This window comes from Rhizobium sp. WYCCWR 11128 (genome assembly GCF_013416305.1).
In the GTDB taxonomy this organism is placed as follows: Bacteria; Pseudomonadota; Alphaproteobacteria; order Rhizobiales; family Rhizobiaceae; genus Rhizobium; species Rhizobium indicum.
The window spans coordinates 127,173-144,204 of record NZ_JACCEZ010000013.1 but is presented as its reverse complement, the minus strand read 5'-3'; the positions used below and the strand labels follow the sequence as shown (position 1 = coordinate 144,204).

General features: G+C 62.4%; 14 protein-coding genes. 7 read left to right on the top strand and 7 right to left on the bottom strand.

The genetic code is table 11. From position 1 onward, the window contains the following. Window positions 1–2 precede the first annotated feature (2 nt). From HX898_RS29120 to HX898_RS29110, 3 genes are all read left to right on the top strand, one after another. A complete protein-coding gene (locus tag HX898_RS29120) occupies window positions 3–1,634 on the top strand; it encodes an alpha-D-glucose phosphate-specific phosphoglucomutase (protein WP_029871878.1) in 1,632 nt (543 codons plus the stop codon). Between the two features lie 12 nt (window positions 1,635–1,646). Beyond that, on the top strand, window positions 1,647–3,623 hold the full coding sequence (gene glgX, locus HX898_RS29115) for a glycogen debranching protein GlgX (RefSeq protein ID WP_180196441.1): 1,977 nt from the start codon (window positions 1,647–1,649) through the stop codon (window positions 3,621–3,623). 90 nt (window positions 3,624–3,713) lie between these two features. Further along, on the top strand, window positions 3,714–4,202 hold the full coding sequence (locus tag HX898_RS29110; protein ID WP_171600666.1) for a MaoC family dehydratase: 489 nt from the start codon (window positions 3,714–3,716) through the stop codon (window positions 4,200–4,202). A 15-nt stretch (window positions 4,203–4,217) separates the two neighbouring features. Here the strand turns inward: HX898_RS29110 and HX898_RS29105 are convergent, their stop codons facing one another. From HX898_RS29105 to HX898_RS29080, 6 genes are read right to left on the bottom strand one after another with little or no spacing between them, the layout of a single operon-like run. Next, window positions 4,218–4,616: a VOC family protein gene (locus HX898_RS29105; protein ID WP_180196440.1), complete on the bottom strand. Its 399-nt coding sequence runs from the start codon at window positions 4,614–4,616 to the stop codon at window positions 4,218–4,220. A gap of 38 nt (window positions 4,617–4,654) precedes the next feature. Continuing rightward, a complete protein-coding gene (locus HX898_RS29100; protein ID WP_180196439.1) occupies window positions 4,655–5,203 on the bottom strand; it encodes a sarcosine oxidase subunit gamma in 549 nt (182 codons plus the stop codon). Further along, entirely contained in the window at window positions 5,196–8,189 is a 2,994-nt protein-coding gene (locus HX898_RS29095) for a sarcosine oxidase subunit alpha (protein ID WP_138333321.1), read from the bottom strand. Before HX898_RS29095 ends, HX898_RS29100 begins: the two co-directional genes overlap by 8 nt. Beyond that, window positions 8,186–8,527 (bottom strand): sarcosine oxidase subunit delta, encoded by a 342-nt coding sequence (locus HX898_RS29090; protein ID WP_138333319.1) that lies wholly within the window; start codon window positions 8,525–8,527, stop codon window positions 8,186–8,188. The genes HX898_RS29095 and HX898_RS29090 overlap by 4 nt, the downstream gene beginning before the upstream one ends. Window positions 8,528–8,539: 12 nt before the next feature. Continuing rightward, a complete protein-coding gene (locus HX898_RS29085; protein WP_138333318.1) occupies window positions 8,540–8,941 on the bottom strand; it encodes a hypothetical protein in 402 nt (133 codons plus the stop codon). Then, a complete protein-coding gene (locus HX898_RS29080) occupies window positions 8,941–10,194 on the bottom strand; it encodes a sarcosine oxidase subunit beta family protein (protein ID WP_003542921.1) in 1,254 nt (417 codons plus the stop codon). The genes HX898_RS29085 and HX898_RS29080 overlap by 1 nt, the downstream gene beginning before the upstream one ends. Before the next feature lie 254 nt (window positions 10,195–10,448). Here HX898_RS29080 and HX898_RS29075 point away from each other — a divergent pair, with 254 nt between their 5' ends. Further along, window positions 10,449–11,471, top strand: a complete 1,023-nt coding sequence (locus HX898_RS29075) for a FecR domain-containing protein (protein WP_138333317.1) — start codon at window positions 10,449–10,451, stop codon at window positions 11,469–11,471. A gap of 6 nt (window positions 11,472–11,477) precedes the next feature. On the opposite strand, the gene HX898_RS29070 is transcribed toward HX898_RS29075, so the two are convergent. Then, window positions 11,478–13,649 (bottom strand): adenylate/guanylate cyclase domain-containing protein, encoded by a 2,172-nt coding sequence (locus HX898_RS29070; protein WP_138333316.1) that lies wholly within the window; start codon window positions 13,647–13,649, stop codon window positions 11,478–11,480. Window positions 13,650–13,933: 284 nt separating this feature from the next. Here HX898_RS29070 and HX898_RS29065 point away from each other — a divergent pair, with 284 nt between their 5' ends. From HX898_RS29065 to HX898_RS29055, 3 genes are all read left to right on the top strand, one after another. Continuing rightward, entirely contained in the window at window positions 13,934–15,535 is a 1,602-nt protein-coding gene (locus tag HX898_RS29065) for an adenylate/guanylate cyclase domain-containing protein (RefSeq protein WP_138333315.1), read from the top strand. A 178-nt stretch (window positions 15,536–15,713) separates the two neighbouring features. Further along, on the top strand, window positions 15,714–15,929 hold the full coding sequence (rpsU, locus tag HX898_RS33365; RefSeq protein ID WP_003542939.1) for a 30S ribosomal protein S21: 216 nt from the start codon (window positions 15,714–15,716) through the stop codon (window positions 15,927–15,929). 135 nt (window positions 15,930–16,064) lie between these two features. Further along, on the top strand, window positions 16,065–16,934 hold the full coding sequence (locus HX898_RS29055; protein ID WP_029871866.1) for a tetratricopeptide repeat protein: 870 nt from the start codon (window positions 16,065–16,067) through the stop codon (window positions 16,932–16,934). Window positions 16,935–17,032 lie beyond the last annotated feature (98 nt).

The window sequence follows — 17,032 nt, the reverse complement described above, 5'->3', positions numbered from 1 at the left end:
AAATGATCAAGTCCGTCCCCACCACGCCCTATCTGGATCAGAAACCCGGCACGTCGGGCCTGCGCAAGAAGGTTCCGGTCTTCCAGCAGCCGAACTATGCGGAGAACTTCATCCAGTCGATCTTCGATTCGCTGGAAGGCTATCAGGGCAAGTGCCTGGTCATCGGCGGCGACGGACGCTACTACAATCGCGAAGTGATCCAGAAGGCTGTCAAGATGGCCGCGGCCAATGGCTTCGGCAAGGTCATGGTCGGCAAGGGCGGTATCCTGTCGACGCCGGCCGCTTCCCACATCATCCGCAAATACAAGGCTTTCGGCGGCATCATCCTCTCCGCCAGCCACAATCCCGGCGGCCCGACCGAAGACTTCGGCATCAAATACAACATCAACAATGGCGGCCCGGCGCCGGAAAAGATCACCGACGCGATCTATGCGCGCTCCAAGACGATCGACAGCTACAAGATCGCCGATTTCGCCGACGTCAATCTCGACCGCATCGGCAAGGACGAGCTTCCCGGCGGCACGATCCTCTCGGTCATCGACCCGGTCGAGGACTATGCCGCGCTGATGGAAGAGCTGTTCGATTTCGGCGCCATTCGCAATCTGATCAGCCTCGGCTTCCGCATTGCCTTCGATGGGATGAGCGCCGTCACCGGTCCCTATGCCAAGGAAATCTTCGAAAATCGTCTCGGCGCTCCCTCGGGTTCGGTGCGCAATTTCATGCCGCTGCCGGATTTCGGCGGCCATCACCCGGACCCGAACCCGGTGCATTGCAAGGAACTCTTCGATGAGATGATGGGCGATGACGCGCCCGATTTCGGCGCCGCTTCCGACGGCGACGGCGACCGCAATCTGATCATCGGCCGCGGCATCTTCGTCACGCCTTCCGACAGCCTGGCGATCCTCGCCGCCAACGCCAATCTCGCCCCCGGCTATTCCGGCGGCCTTGCCGGCATCGCCCGCTCGATGCCGACATCGGGTGCTGCCGACCGCGTTGCCGAAAAGCGCGGCATCGGCATGTACGAAACGCCGACCGGCTGGAAATTCTTCGGCAACCTTCTCGACGCCGGCATGGCGACGATCTGCGGTGAGGAAAGCTCCGGCACAGGCTCCAGTCACGTCCGCGAAAAGGATGGCCTCTGGGCCGTGCTTCTTTGGCTGAACATTCTTGCCGTGCGCGGCGAGAGCGTCGCCGACATCGTCACGCAGCACTGGCAGACCTACGGCCGCAATTATTATTCACGCCATGATTACGAAGGCCTCGACACCGATGCGGCGAACGGCCTGGTGGACAATCTCCGCAGCCAGCTTCCCACTCTGCCCGGCAAGAGCTTCGGCAGCCTGAAGGTGGAGAAGGCCGACGACTTCGCCTACCACGATCCGATCGACAAATCGGTGAGCGAGCATCAAGGTGTCCGTGTGCTCTTCGAGGGCGGCTCCCGCGTCGTCTTCCGCCTGTCCGGCACCGGCACGTCTGGCGCAACCTTGCGTGTCTATATCGAGCGTTACGAGCCGGATTCGACTCGCCACAACATCGAAACGCAGGAAGCGCTCGCCGATTTGATCGCCGCCGCCGAAAGCATAGCCAGCATTCGTGAACGCACGGGACGCGATGCGCCAACCGTGATCACCTGATCCGGGGGGAACATGCGGGGGAACAGTTCGGCGCAAGCCGGCGCGATCGTCTTCGAGACCGGCGTCGAATTTGCCGTGTGGTCGCATCATGCCGCACAGATCGAACTCTGCCTCTTCGAGGATGACGGCAACAGGGAATTCGCGCGCCTGCCGATGGCGCGCGACAGCAACTACTTTCATCGTCTCTTTGTCGACGGACTGAAGCAGGGCGCGCGCTACGGCTATCGCGCCGACGGTATCTATGCGCCCGATAACGGCCTCTGGTACGATCCTTCCAAACTGCTGATCGATCCCTACGCCAAGGAGATCGATAGGCCGTTCCGCTACGATCCCCGCCTCGGCATCTATGGCGAGGACAGCCAGGATCTGATGCCGAAGGCGATCGTCACCACCGATACCCGAGCCGCGATCCGCAAGCCGCTGTTCAAGCCAGGCGGCTTTATCTATGAGGTGGCGGTGCGGCCCTTCACCATTCTTCATCCCGACGTGCCGGAGGCTGAGCGCGGCACGGTCGCAGCCCTTGCCCATCCCTCCGTCGTCGCGCATCTGAAGCGGATCGGCGTCGATGCCGTCGAACTGATGCCGATCACTGCCTGGATCGACGAACGCCATTTGCCGCCGCTCGGCCTCACCAACGGCTGGGGCTACAATCCCGTCGCCTTCATGGCGCTCGATCCGCGGCTCGTCCCCGGCGGCATGACGGAGCTGCGCGAGACGGTCGCGGCCCTCCATGCCGAAGGCATCGCCGTCATCCTCGACCTCGTCTTCAACCATACCGGCGAGAGCGACCGTTACGGCGCGACGCTGTCGCTGCGTGGCCTCGACAACCTGCATTATTATCGCCACGCCCAGAATTGCCCGGGCGAACTCGTCAACGACACAGGCACCGGCAACACCCTCGCCTGCGATCATCCCGAGGTTCGCCGCCTCGTCATCGACAGCCTGCGCCATTTCGTGCTCAACGCCGGCGTCGACGGTTTTCGCTTCGATCTCGCCCCGGTGCTTGGCCGCACCGCGACGGGCTTCGAACGCGACGGAACACTGGCCGCGATCCTCTCCGACGATGTGCTTGCCGACCGGATCATGATTGCCGAACCCTGGGATATCGGCCCGGGTGGTTACCAGCTCGGCAATTTCCCGCCGCCCTTCCTTGAATGGAACGACCGGGTTCGCGACGACCTGCGCTGCTACTGGCGCGGTGACGATTGGAAGACCGGCGCGCTTGCAACCGCACTCGCCGGCTCCTCCGACATCTTCTCCCGCAACAACGGCAAGGAGACGCGCAGCGTCAATTTCCTCGCCGCCCATGACGGCTTCACGCTAATCGATCTCGTCTCCTATGCTGGAAAGCACAACGACGCCAATGGCGAACACAATCGTGACGGCCATAACGAGAACCACTCCTGGAACAACGGCGTCGAGGGGGAAACCGTCTATCCGACGATCCGCAGGCGTCGCCGGGACGATGTGATGGCGCTGATCTCAACTCTCTTTGCCACCCGCGGCAGCATCATGCTGACGGCGGGCGACGAGGGCGGCCGCAGCCAGCACGGCAACAACAACGCCTATTGCCAGGACAACGAGATCACCTGGCTGGACTGGAAAGCGTTGGACGGGGATCTCATCGCCCACACCGCCTTCGTTGCGGGGTTGCGTCGCCGCTTCACCGTCTTCTCTGAAACGGACTTCCTGTCAGGAAACGGCGATGTCGAATGGATTTCGCTCTCCGGCGAGCCGATGACCGTTGCCGAATGGGAGACGCCGTCGCTTTCCACCCTCGGCATGCTGTTATCGACCGGTGACCGCTCCTCTCGCGGCAGGCAGACCCGGCTCGGCGTGCTTTTCAATCGCTCGGGGAGCCGCCAATTTTTCACGCTGCCTTCTGAGGGCGAACCGGGCTGGCGCCAGTTGACCCCTGATGGAGCAAATAAAACCGGTGGCCGCGCAACCGTCGAGCCGCGCTCGATTGCCTTTTTCGTAGAAAATTGACCGCCTCCCCTCCCTCGCGCAAATCCTTGTCGCAATCGTCACAAATGCACGATAAGGCTTTGCCGCGGCGGCTTGTTTCACGAGGAATTCATGGTCACGGAAATTTCACTCTCCGACGTGCGGGGATTGATCGGCATGGAAACGGGCCTTTCGGATTGGGTCACCGTCGACCAAACGATGATCGACGCCTTCGCGTCGGCGACCGACGACCATCAGTTCATCCACGTCGATCCTGAGCGCGCGGCGGCCGAGAGTCCGTTCGGCGGCACCATCGCCCACGGCTTCCTGACCCTGTCTCTGCTGTCGACGATGAACTACAATTGCCTGCCGAAAGTGCGCGAGCAGACCCTCGGCATCAACTACGGCTTCGATCGCGTCCGCTTCATGACGCCGGTGAAAAGCGGCGCCCGCGTCCGCGGCCGCTTCCTGCTCTCCGAAGCCCGCTTCCGCGGCGCCGGCATGCTGATGACCACCTATGACGTCGCGATCGAGATCGAAAACGAGAAGAAGCCGGCACTGACGGCAAAATGGATCACCATCATCCAATTCGACCCAAAGGACCGTCCCGAGGACGTCTAAGCAAAACTGCTTTTGTTACTCAGCCGAATTGAACACGGCTTCGAGAGCGTGCCCGTCGGGATCCATGACGAACGCCGCATAATAATGCTCACCGTAATGGGACCGCAGGCCGGGACGGCCATTGTCACTGCCGCCTTGCGCGATTGCCGCCACATAAAACTGATCGACTGCCTTGCGGCTCGGCGCGGCAAACGCCAGATGAAAACCCGGGCCGGGCGCACGCTGGCCGTCCGGGCTATGCTTGATCGCCAGTTTGTCCCCGCCGCCGGGAAGGCCGTAGCCGATTGCCTGCCCTGTTTGCCCCGGCCTGATATCGTCCCAGACCCTGATATAACCGAGCGCGGCAAGGGCAGCATCGTAAAATGCCGCCGACCGCTCGATGTCGGAAACGCCGAGGGAGGCATGATGCAGCATTCGCTTACCTCTTGAATGAGCGCACGCCCCGCTGGGGCTCAGTGCCCCGCGTCTTCAGCCGCCTCGTTCAGCAGCCCGAAGACATACTCCGAAAACGACCGCCAGCATTCCACACGGAACGTGTCTTCTTCCGTACGGAAAAGCACGATTTCCGCCTTGCCGAAAATCGTGCGCGATGCGGCGCCGACCGGAAAGGAAGAAAGCGACAGATCCTGCGGGCAGCCGGCCGAAAGCGTCGCCTCGGCACCCGGTCCCGAGACGATGATCGCGACATTGCGGTGGGAAACGTCGGTCGCCGAATGCAGCGTGCCGGCACCGGAAAGTGCTGCCATCAGATCGGCGCCGGCCTCGTCGATCACCAGCCACTCGTCCGGCCCGATCCAGAGCGCCGATCGGGCGCCGGCTCGGCCGGATGTCTTCGGGGCATCCGGCAGCGCCAGGCCGAGAGCAGAGGAAATTGCTGCCAGCGATCCCGCCGGCGCGCGCAGCGCCACCCGGCTGGCAGTGGGAGCGGTCGTCAGCCGTACCGCTGCGGAGCCGCCGAGACGTCCGGCAAGCGCCGGTTTGCGAATTGCGACATCAGCCATGGATGCGGCCCCCTTCCTTGTCAAAGAATACCAGATCCGTCACTTCGACGGCGATCATCCGGTCCGGCATCGGCACATAGAGCGTCTCGCCCATCCGCGCCCGGCCGCCGGCGACGAGCGCGAAGGCGATCGACCTGCCGCAATTTTCTGACCAATAGGCTGATGTGACATGGCCGAGCATGGTCATCGGCTTCGGCTCGTTCGGGCTCGCGACGATCTGCGCGCCTTCTTCGAGCACCAGCTTCGGGTCCTTGGTGACGAGGCCGACGAGCTGTTTGCGCCCGTCCTTGACGAGATCCGGCCGCTTCAGCCCGCGAATGCCGACGAAATCCGTCTTTTTCTTCGAAACCGCCCAGGAAAGTCCGGCGTCATCGGGGGTCACCGTCCCATCGGTATCCTGCCCGACGATGATGTAGCCCTTCTCGGCGCGAAGAACGTGCATCGTCTCCGTACCGTAGACGCAGGCGCCGAGCGGCTGGGCATTGGCCCAGACCGCTTCGAGCACCGACTGGCCGTAATCGGCCGGCACATTGATTTCGAAGCCGGTCTCACCGGTGAAGGAGACGCGGAAGAGCCGCGCCGGCACGCCGCAGACCGTGCACTCGGCAACGCTCATATGCGGGAAGGCCTCGTTCGAAAGATCGAGCCCTTCGACCAGCGGCGCGACGATCTCGCGCGCCTTCGGCCCCTGTACGGCGATGACAGCCCATTGTTCGGTCACCGAGGTCAGCCATACCTTCAGATGCGGGAATTCCGTCTGCAGGTAATCTTCCATATGATGGAGAACACGCGGCGCGCCACCGGTCGTCGTCGTGACGTGGAAGCGGTCGTCCGCCAGGCGTCCGACAACGCCATCGTCATAAACGAAGCCATCCTCGCGGGTCATGATGCCGTAGCGGGCCTTGCCGGGCTTCAGCGTATCCCAGGCATTGGTGTAGATGAGGTTGAGGAATTCCGCAGCATCCGGCCCCACCACCTCGATCTTGCCGAGCGTCGAGGCGTCGAAGATACCGGCCGCCTCGCGTGCCGTCCGGCATTCGCGAGCGACCGCCTGGTGCATGGTCTCGCCGGCCTGCGGATAGAACCAGGCACGCTTCCAGTTGCCGACATCCTCGAAGACCGCGCCATGGGCTTCTTCCCAACCGTGCAGCGGCGTCTTGCGTGTCGGATCGAACAGCTCTCCGCGTGAATGACCGATCAGCGTACCGTAGGTGACCGGCGTATAGGGCGCACGGAAAGTGGTGAGCCCGACCTGTGGGATTTCCTTGCCGAGCATTTCGGCGGCAATCGCCAGGCCATGCATGTTGGAGAGCTTGCCCTGGTCCGAGGCCATGCCGTTGGTCGTGAAGCGCTTGATATGCTCGATCGAATGCATGCCCTCGCGCACGGCGAGGCGGATATCCTTGGCGCAGACGTCATGCTGGAAATCGATGAAGGCCTTGGCGTTGGTCTTCGGCCCGGCGCCTTCGGCAGCGCCGATCATCCCGCCCGTCCAGTCATAAGCCTGCTCAGCCGAAATTGCGATCTTCTCGCCGCTGCTTCTGCCGGTGGCCTGCGCCATCAGCTCGCCGGCGGCAAGCGATTCCTCGATCGTCCGCTGCAGGTCGTCGGTGCCGTTGCAGGCGCCGACCGAGAGGCAGTCCTGCGCATAGGAGCCGGGCAGGAAACGCTGGCTTTCTGCATCGAAGGCCACTTTACCGCGCGACTGCGAGAACAGATGGACGGACGGTGTCCAGCCGGCCGAAACCAGCAGCGCATCGACCGCGATCTTGCGCGGCGAACCGCCGCCGTTACGCGCCACGGTCATTGACGAGATGCGCAGCCGCCCCGACGTGTTGACGACCGATTGGCCGGCCAGAACATCGATGCCGAGCGCCCGCGCCTCTGCCAGCACTGCCGCTCCCGGCGCCTGCCTGCTATCGACGATGGCGGCGATCGAAACACCTGATCGTTTCAGATCGAAGGCCGCCTCATAGGCCGAGTCGTGCGCCGTGTAGATGCCGACCTTGGTCCCGACCGCAACGCCGTAATGATTGAGATACATCCGCCCCGCCGAGGCGAGCATGATGCCCGGCCGGTCGTTGTTCGGAAATACCATGTGCCGCTCGATCGCGCCGGTGGCAAGGATGACCCGCTTGGCCCGGACCTGCCAAAGCCGCTCGCGCGGCAGATCGCGCGAAGGCTTGGCGATATGATCGGTGACGCGCTCGGCAAGACCGACGAAATTGTGGTTGTAGTAGCCGAAGGCGGTCGTGCGGACCAGCACTTCGACATTGTCCATCGCCTTCAGACGCGCCACAGCCTTCTGTGCCCAGCTATTGCCGTCCTGTCCGTCGATCCTTACCCCGAGATCGTAGCGTAACGCGCCGCCGGCTTCCGCCTGCTCGTCGCAAAGGATCACCTGCGCGCCGGTCTCGGCCGCAGCCAGCGCCGCCGAGAGCCCGGCAACACCGGCGCCGACCACCAGCACGTCGCAATGGGCATAGCGGCTGGCATAATGGTCAGGATCCTCCTCCGTCGGTGCGACGCCGAGGCCGGCAGCGCGACGGATGAGCGGTTCGTAGACGTGTTTCCAGGCGGCGCGCGGCCACATGAAGGTCTTGTAGTAGAAACCGGCGGCGAAGAACGGCGACATCAGATTGTTGACCGCGCCGATGTCGAAGGCAAGCGAGGGCCAGCGGTTCTGCGAGCTGACGATCATGCCGTCGAAGACTTCCTGCACGGTGGCGCGCACGTTCGGCTGCTTGCGCGCCACATCGCGGGAAACGTCGATCAGCGCGTTCGGCTCCTCGGCCCCTGCCGACAGAATACCGCGGGCCCGGTGATATTTGAACGAACGTCCCAGAAGATGCACGCCGTTGGCGATCAGCGCCGAGGCCACGGTATCACCTTCGAGCGCTGTATAGCTCTTGCCGTCGAAGCTGAAGCGCGCGGTCCTGGCCGGTGTCAGGCGCCCCTTGCCGGCGATACGGTTCGCGCCGCTCATTGCGCCTCTCCTTCCACGGCTTCATATGTCTCGACAGGCCCATGCTGCTGGACCGCCGCACCGATCTCAGGCTTCGGTTCACCCGCCTTGTAGGTCACGATGAACTTGTCGGTCACCGTATCGCGCGCCGCATTGAAGAAGCGCCCGCAGCCGTGAATATGCCGCCAGCGTTCGAAGATCAGCCCCTTCGGATTGTCGCGGATAAAGAAATAGGACTCGAAGTCCTCGTCCGAAATCGAGGCGATATCGGCGGGCCGCGCGATATGCGCGTCACCCGCGCCACGAAATTCGAGCTCGGAGCGCTCTTCCTGACAGTAGGGGCAATAGATCAGCAGCATGTGTTACCCGTCTTAGAGTTCCGATCCGGAAACATTGGTTCCGGGAGGTTGATTGCAAAGGCGCTTTCCCATCGTCACATAGGGAACGAGGCGCTTGAGAAGCTGTTCGAAATTGTCGTAGGGCTCCAGCACACCGGTCATGCCGATATTCGCAAAAGCCATCATGGTGATATCGTTGTCGATCACGAAGGCACGTCCCGGCGTTCCGGCGACCTCGGGCACGAAATAGACGGCTGGTTGGCGCAGGACCATCGCGCAAAGCAGCGTGCCGCTCTCGGCAACGAAGGGCCATTCGCTTTCGCCGGCGGCCCTGTGGATCTTCTGCAGGCGGAAATCTCCGACGCCGGGAAAGACGTCACCGGCCGGCATTGCCGCGCCGCTGATCCCGATCGTCAGGAGAGCCGCCGTCCACATCAGTGCGCCACCGCCGCCGCCGCCGCCTCGTCGATCAGCCGGCCGCTGCGGAAGCGCTCCAGCGTCAGCCCGGCATTGAATTTGTGCGGCTCGTCGCGAGCAATCAGATGGGCGAAGAGATTGGCCGAGCCCGGCGTCGCCTTAAAGCCGCCGGTGCCCCAGCCGCAATTGACGTAAAGCCCGGGAACCGGCGTCTTCGACTGGATCGCCGAACGATCCGGCGTATTGTCGACGATGCCGCCCCATTGCCGCATCATCTTGACGCGGCGGAACATCGGGAAGAGCTCGCAGATGGCATCCAGCGTATGGGTGATGATCTGCAGCCCGCCCGTCTGGGAATAGGAATTGTATTGGTCGGTGCCGGCGCCGATGACGAGCTCTCCCTTATCGGACTGGGAGATATAGGCATGCACCGTGTTCGACATGACGACGCAGGGAAAGATCGGCTTCAGCGGCTCGGAAACCAGCGCCTGCAGCGGGCTCGATTGCAGCGGCACGCGCACGCCGGCCATCTGCATGACTGTCGTCGTATGGCCGGCCGCCGACACGCCGACCTTCCTGGCGCCGATGAAGCCGCGCGAGGTCTCAACCCCGGTCACCCGTCCGTCCGGACCGCGCCGGATGCCGGTCACTTCGCAATTCTGGATGATGTGCACCCCGCGGTCTGAGGCCGCCCGTGCATAACCCCAGGCAACCGCGTCGTGCCTGGCCGTGCCGCCGCGCCGCTGCAGGGCTGCGCCGTTGATCGGGTAGCGCGCGCTGGCCGAGATATCGAGCGGCGGACAATAGGCCTTCGCCTGCTCCGGCGTCAGCCATTCATTGTCGATGCCGTAGAGCCGGTTGGCATGGATATGTCGTTTGAAGGACTGCTGGTCGTGAATATTGTGCGAGAGCATCATTACGCCGCGCGGCGAATACATCACATTGTAGTTGAGCTCCTGGGATAGCCCCTCCCAGAGCTTCATCGAATGCTCGTAGATGTGCATGCTCTCTTCGTAGAGATAGTTCGAGCGGATGATGGTGGTGTTGCGCCCGGTATTGCCGCCGCCGAGCCAGCCCTTCTCGATCACCGCCACATTGGTGATGCCGTGCTCCTTGGCGAGATAATAGGCGGCACCCAGCCCGTGGCCACCGGCGCCGATGATGACGACGTCATATTCGGCGCGCGGCTCAGGCGAAGTCCACTGCTTCTCCCAGCCCTTGTGGCCGCGAAGGGCCTCCCGTGCCACGGCAAAAACCGAATATTTCCGCATCCGCCTTCTTCTCCTTCGGGAAAGGGCCTGTTCTCCGCGCTCATACAAATCGCAAATCCAAATGCGGCACAACGGTTCTTTTGCGACGCACGAGAGCTTTGCTTTCGACACGCTGATGAGAATGCCCTTCCAGGCCGATGACCCAAGCGTCTGCATTTCCGCTTAGCCGCCGGCCCGGCCCTAACCCAAGAGGGTTAGAAGACAAGCAATTGCTAAAATGTTAACAATCGCCTGTTCCCGGGGGTACGTGTATCATGTGGGGTTGGCGCGCAGTATCGGTCGCGATGCTTTGCATCGCGTTAAACGGCGCATGGCCGGCGCTCGCCGCCGAGCCGGTCGGCCAGGCCGTCGTCATCAAGACACAGGTGACGGGACAGAGCGGGCCGATCGAGGTCGACACCCGCGTCCATCGCAACGAACGCATCAAGACATCGCAATCGGGGCTTGGCCAATTCGTGTTTCGTGACGGCACGAAGCTCGCGGTCGGCTGGGGTTCGTCGGTCGTGATCGACAAATATGTCTTCGATGATTCCCAATCGGTCAAGAAACTGACGATCAGGGCGGCAAAGGGCACATTCCGCTGGGTCAGCGGCAATTCCAATTCCTCGGCCTACCAGATCCTGACTCCCGCCGGCACGATCGGCGTGCGTGGCACCGCTTTCGATTTCTACGTCGGCCCGGATGGTACGACCGCCGTCGTGCTGCTGAATGGTGCTGCCCGTTTCTGCGGCCCGGGCGGCTGCCGGCAACTACAGCAACGCTGCGATTGCGTGGTGGCCAAGCCGAATGGCGATATGTCCGCGGCACGCCGGGTCGACCCCAGCATCCTCGCGACGCTCGGAAATCAGCGCGCCCTACCCTTCCTCTCCGGCAATCAGCGACTTGCGGGCGGCATCGGCATGCTCGGCGGCTGCAATATGGCCTCAGCCGCGCCGGAAAGAAAAGACAGGACGCGGCCTCCGCCGGCAGTTGCGCCTGCTCCGCAAAGGCAGGATCCGCCACAGAGACAGGCCGAGCCGCAAAAGGAGCGGCCGAACAAGCCCGACAAGCCGCATCACGACAAGCCTCATCATGACAGGCCGCACCACGATAAGCCCCATCATGACAAGCCGGATAGGCCCGACAAGCATGATGGCCACGGCCGGCATGACAATGATGGCAAGCCCGGAAATCACGGTTTGGATCATCGGGGGCACGAGCGCCACCATGATCGAGATCGAGATCACGACAACGATCGGAACCGCGACAGGGGTCATAATTTCAATCGCGGTCGCTGAGCCCTGTCAATCTGCGGCGCTTTTTTCGACCTCCTCCGGCACCTCGCGGAAATGATCGGCTCTGCGGGATACGCGCTCGTAGAACTCAGCCAGACCGCCGATCACCTGCACAGCCCTGAGCTTTGCCGTACCGATAAGCTTTCGGCTATTCCTTGAGTGTGATTGCAGGGCCTGCATCAACTGATTGTGGACGACCTTGAGCGCGGCAAATTCCAGAGATGCTGCGACCCGCTCATCGCCGACAACGGCGAGGATCTGTGTCCGGCTGCTCTTCCCCTTTAGCGGGAGCGCGCCGGCCTCGATCAGCGCCATTCCCGGCACTGACCGTGCCGTGCTGTCGGAAATGAGGATATCGAAGCCGACCTCCTTGCAGGAGGACTCGATTCGAGCCGCAACGTTGACGGCATCTCCGACAGCCGAATAGTTGAAGCGGGTCTTGGCGCCCATATTGCCAACGCAGGCAAGGCCAGTATGAATGCCGATGCCGATGCTGACTTGCTGATCGGGCCCGAAGCCAAAGGCGTCGCCGGCGTTCAATTCGGCGAGTGTCTCGCGCATGGCAAGCGCTGCGCGAACAGCCTTGGCTTCGTGATCCGCCACATCGACGGGCGCATTCCAGAATGCCATGATCGAGTCGCCGATGAACTTGTCGAGCGTGCCCTCATTCGCCACGACATGGCGGCTCAACGCATCGAGCAGCGTGTTCAGGAAAGCGACGACATCCGTCGGCGCCAGCCGCTCGCTCATTTCGGTGAAATTCCTGACATCGACGAACATCATCGTCAACTCGCGGTCGTCTCCGCCGAGACGCAATGCGTCGCGATTATGCTCGATACGGTGGAGCAGCGCTGGGGAAAGATAATGTCCGAAGGCGCGCCGCACCTCGCGTCGCTCTCGATCGATCACCAGGATCTTGAACGAGGTCGCGGCAAAATGGATGATCGATCCGCTGACGATCGGAGCCAGTGGATCGAAGAGAAGCCCTGCATAAAGAAACGAGAGCCAGGACGCCACCAGCGCCATCGCCGTGATCAGCAGCCCGCAGATCAGAGCGACGGCGGGGCTGACGAAGGTCGTCACCACGACGAGCAGGCAGCCGAGCACCGCGATCAGCAGGATTTCCAGCCCGTCGGCCCAGTCGGGCCGCGACAGGAAATGGCCGGAGAGGATCTGCTCGACGGCCTGCGCATGCAGCGAAACGCCGGGAACATTCTCGCCGAGCGCGGTGACGCGGATGTCCTGCAGGCCGGCCGCCGATGTGCCGATGAAGACGATGCTGCCGTCGATGGCGGCCGCGACCTCGGGAGAGGCCCCGTCGACCGCGAGCACCTGACGGGCGGATATGTACCGCTCGGCCCGGTCGGGGCTGACATAAAGCCAGAGTTCGCCCGCCGCCGTCAGCGGCACGACGAAATCCCCGATCTTTGCCGATGTCATGATGCCGGCGCGATCGGGCGCGCCCGATAGCACATAGGTCGACGCCCCCTGCGCCACGCGCAGAGCCTCGATCGCGAGATTCGGATAGAGCTGTTCACCGTCTGTCAGGAACAGCGGCACCGCCCGCACCACCGGCGAGGGATTGCCGGGGTTGAGGCTGATATGGCCGAGCCCCGCCGCATTGGCCTCCAATTGCGGTCTGAGCGGCGTCGAGGCGCCGAGATAGGGCGGAGCCGAGACAGGACTTTCGCCGGTGAAGGCGAAGCCCGCCTTGACGGGCGGCCGGTAGTTGCCCTCGTTGGAAAGACCGAAGCCGAGCACGACGGGTTTTCCGGCAATCGAACGGGCGAATATCTCGTCATTGTCTGGCAGCTTCTCGGCCAAGGAAGGATCCACACCGGCAACGTCGCGCACAACATTGCGCGGCGACAGCCGGTCCGGCTCGGCGAAGAGAACATCGAAGGCAATGGCTGAGGCACCCATCTCGGAAAGCCGGTCCACCAGCAGAGCCATGCGGTCCCGCGGCCACGGCCACTGGCCGAATTCGCGCAGCGACGTCTCATCGATGTCGATCACGCGGACGGGCATCGGCTCGAAGGTCCTGGGAACCAGCCGCTGATACTCATCGAAAGTCACGCCCCGGATCAGCTTGAAAATCCCGGGATCGCCTGCCCGGAGGATCGTCAGCATAGCCACGATCGCCAGGCCGATAACGACACCGATTTGCTGCACGCGCGTCATGATCTCACCGGCTGTCCCCTCCGACGGCCGACAGAACGGCCCGCACCTGCCGGCAGACAGGCTACGCCGCTTTCGGTCCAAACGCCATTCGCAGATGCATCAAGGACGCCGTCTTTTCAGCCTCCCGCATTTCGCTTTCCGGCGGACGGCAGGGAACCGTCTTCAATAAGGCCACGCCTCCAGTTTTGGCCGGGCTTTTGCCTGGATGACAAGGCTTCGACCTTGCCCGGCGCGCAGCGAAATGTTCTTGTAACGATCGAAATCGGATGCTTTTCGAGAGAGGGATGAAGGTCGCCGTGATTTCCGAATCCGCCGCACGCCGCAGCGGCTACTGGCTGATTGTCGTCGTGCTGGCAATGCTCGCAGGGCTGCCACTTGCCGTCTGGCTTGATATCAGCGATCTCTCGGGGAATACCCTGCGCCGCCAGGCGCGCGACATGAGCTCGTTGATATCGAGCATCCGCTCCTATTATTCCGCGAATGTCGTGGGCCGTGTTCTCGCCGCCCATGCCAGCGGCGCGACCGGAGGCACGGTCGTTTCACACACTTACGCGAATATTCCAGGCGCCATCCCGCTGCCGGCCACGCTCTCCCTGGAACTCGGCGACGTCATCAAGGAGCAGCAGGCCAATATCACCTACCGTTTCGTATCCGACCTGCCGTTCAAGAGCCGCGCATCCCACGAGCTCGACGATTTCGAGAGACAAGCGCTCGCCGCGTTGCGTGCCAATCCGCAGCAGACGCTGAACGATCTCACCCGCGTCGGATTGACCGATACCTTGCGGCTCATCACCCCCGTCGTCATGGGCCAGGCCTGCGTTGCCTGTCACAATACCCATCCGGAAAGCCCGAAGACCGATTGGAAAGTGGGCGATGTACGCGGCATTCAGGAAGTCGTCATCAGGCAGCCCTATGCGAGCAACGTCTTCGCCTTCAAATACTTGCTCTGTTATTTTCTTTTCGTCGCCATCATCGGCATCAGCTTCATTGTGCTCCAGCGGCAGCAGACGCGCGCCATCCATAGCGCCAACCAGGACCTGGAAGCGGCGAACGAATTCCTCGCTAGCGTTTCCATGAAGATTTCGCGCTATCTCTCGCCGCAGATCTACAAGAGCATCTTCTCCGGGCAGAAGGACGTCGTCGTCCATACCGAGCGCAAGCGCCTGACGATCTTCTTCTCCGACATCAAGGACTTCACGGCGACGACCGAGCGCCTGCAGCCGGAAGCCCTGACGGAGATGCTCAACGAATATCTGACCGAGATGTCGAACATCGCGCTGGAGCACGGAGGCACGGTCGACAAATTCATCGGCGACGCGATGCTGGTCTTCTTCGGCGATCCCGAAACCAACGGGCCGGAGGAAGACGCGAAAGCATGTCTGCGAATGGCCGTCGACATGCAGCGCCGTCTCGGCGAACTCAAGGACAGATGGCGCAGAAACGGCACCGAAGAGCCTTTCGTCGTCCGCATGGGAATTAACAGCGGTTATTGCAACGTCGGCAATTTCGGCAGCAGCGACCGCATGGACTATACGATCATCGGGGCGGAGGCCAATCTCGCAGCCCGGCTGCAATCGATCGCCCAGGGAGGAGAGATCGTCATCAGCTACGAAACCTATGCGCTGGTGAACGAAATCGTCGACGCTCACCCCTTGCCGCCGATCACGATGAAGGGCATACAGCGCGAGATCGTGCCCTATGGGGTGGATGGGCTGACACTCGGTGCGGACCACAAGAGCCGCGTTCTGAGTGAGCACCTCTCCGGCCTCGACCTGCACCTGGATATGAGCCGGCTGGAGCCTGCCGATCGCCTAAGGGCCAGGACAGCTCTCAAGGAGGCCATCGCCGCGCTGGATGAAGCTGCGCCCGAACCGGCCCGATCATGACCGGATATCAGGCGAGGCGTGATTTTTCCGCTCGCCTCCCATATCCATCTGGACTTCCCGTACCCGATCTGCTATTTCGCATCACCAATCGCAAGGCTCCGGCCGCGCGAACGTTATTGTTTTGCCTCTGGCCGCTGCGCCGCCTCCGGCATCAACCAACCAAAGGAACGTGATTCTCGTGCAGGTACTTGTCCGCGATAACAATGTTGATCAGGCTCTCCGCGCTCTCAAGAAGAAGATGCAGCGCGAAGGCATTTTCCGCGAAATGAAGATGCGCGACTACTACGAGAAGCCGTCGCAGAAGCGTGCTCGCGAGAAGGCTGAAGCTGTTCGTCGCGTTCGCAAGCTGGCCCGTAAGCGCGCCCAGCGCGAAGGTCTGGTCGCAGCACGCTGAGCGTTGCCGTCGTTTTTTCGACGTTTTCAGATGCATTGTGGCGGGGGCGATGGGTTCGCCGCCGCCTTTTTTAGTTTGCCGCTGAAGATCGCATATCCGCGTACCGGATATGCCGTATGGGGAAAGCGAGCCCGAATGGCTGTCAACACCTTCAATCCGTCCCGCGCTTTGCGCTTGCAGAAAACCGCATTCCTGCCCGCTTTGGCGCTGGCGGCAATGTTCGGCCTCGCCGGCTGCGAGACGACCAATACCACGGATGCCGTAATCCGCATCGACAAGGCGCAGGGTTCGGAAGAGAATATCGCGTCGCTGACGGCGGTCATCAACGCCAATCCGAGGGATCCCGAAGGTTACAACGTCCGTGGTTCCGCCTATGGCCGCGCCGGCCAATTCCGCCCGGCGCTGAACGATTTCAACACGGCATTGCAGATCAATCCGCGGTTTTTCCAGGCTTACGCCAACCGCGCTCTCGTCTATCGCAACATGGGCCAGCAGGCTCAGGCGATTGCCGATTACAATGCCGCCCTGCAGATCAATCCGAGCTACGACGTCGCCTATATCGGCCGCGGCAATGTCTATCGCATGGCTGGACAGGACGACCAGGCTTTCAACGATTTCGACAAGGCGATCCAGCTCGGTACCACCGATGGCCGCGCCTATCACAATCGTGGCCTGCTCTATCAGAAGCGCAATCAGCAGGATAAGGCGATCGACGATTTCTCGAAAGCGATCTCGCTCGCGCCGAATTCGGCCGAGCCCTATAATGGCCGCGGCATTTCCTATGTCGCGCTGAACGACGACGACAACGCCTTTGCCGATTTCAACCATGCAATCGAGCTTAACGGCAACATCGCCGAATCCTGGGCCAATCAGGCGCTCGTCTACGAACGCCGCGGCGACAAGGCCAAGGCTGCCCGCTCCTATCGCCATGCGATCGGCCTCGATCCGAAGTACCAGCCGGCTCGTGACGGCCTTGCTCGCGTCGGCGTCGCCCCAGCCGGCTAAGGACATCATTGGGCGGCCCGAAGCATCGGGCGGCTCGCAACCGCCTCTTGCCGGTGGCACCGCCCATCGGGGCTGCGGCCAAACCTCAGATGGTTCAA

Coding starts and splice junctions, on each gene's coding strand:
- HX898_RS29120 (WP_029871878.1), top strand. CDS start 3: ATGATCAAGTCCGTCCCCACCACGCCCTATCTGGATCAGAAACCCGGC.
- glgX (WP_180196441.1), top strand. CDS start 1,647: ATGCGGGGGAACAGTTCGGCGCAAGCCGGCGCGATCGTCTTCGAGACC.
- HX898_RS29110 (WP_171600666.1), top strand. CDS start 3,714: ATGGTCACGGAAATTTCACTCTCCGACGTGCGGGGATTGATCGGCATG.
- HX898_RS29105 (WP_180196440.1), bottom strand. CDS start 4,616: ATGCTGCATCATGCCTCCCTCGGCGTTTCCGACATCGAGCGGTCGGCG.
- HX898_RS29100 (WP_180196439.1), bottom strand. CDS start 5,203: ATGGCTGATGTCGCAATTCGCAAACCGGCGCTTGCCGGACGTCTCGGC.
- HX898_RS29095 (WP_138333321.1), bottom strand. CDS start 8,189: ATGAGCGGCGCGAACCGTATCGCCGGCAAGGGGCGCCTGACACCGGCC.
- HX898_RS29090 (WP_138333319.1), bottom strand. CDS start 8,527: ATGCTGCTGATCTATTGCCCCTACTGTCAGGAAGAGCGCTCCGAGCTC.
- HX898_RS29085 (WP_138333318.1), bottom strand. CDS start 8,941: ATGTGGACGGCGGCTCTCCTGACGATCGGGATCAGCGGCGCGGCAATG.
- HX898_RS29080 (WP_003542921.1), bottom strand. CDS start 10,194: ATGCGGAAATATTCGGTTTTTGCCGTGGCACGGGAGGCCCTTCGCGGC.
- HX898_RS29075 (WP_138333317.1), top strand. CDS start 10,449: ATGTGGGGTTGGCGCGCAGTATCGGTCGCGATGCTTTGCATCGCGTTA.
- HX898_RS29070 (WP_138333316.1), bottom strand. CDS start 13,649: ATGACGCGCGTGCAGCAAATCGGTGTCGTTATCGGCCTGGCGATCGTG.
- HX898_RS29065 (WP_138333315.1), top strand. CDS start 13,934: ATGAAGGTCGCCGTGATTTCCGAATCCGCCGCACGCCGCAGCGGCTAC.
- HX898_RS29055 (WP_029871866.1), top strand. CDS start 16,065: ATGGCTGTCAACACCTTCAATCCGTCCCGCGCTTTGCGCTTGCAGAAA.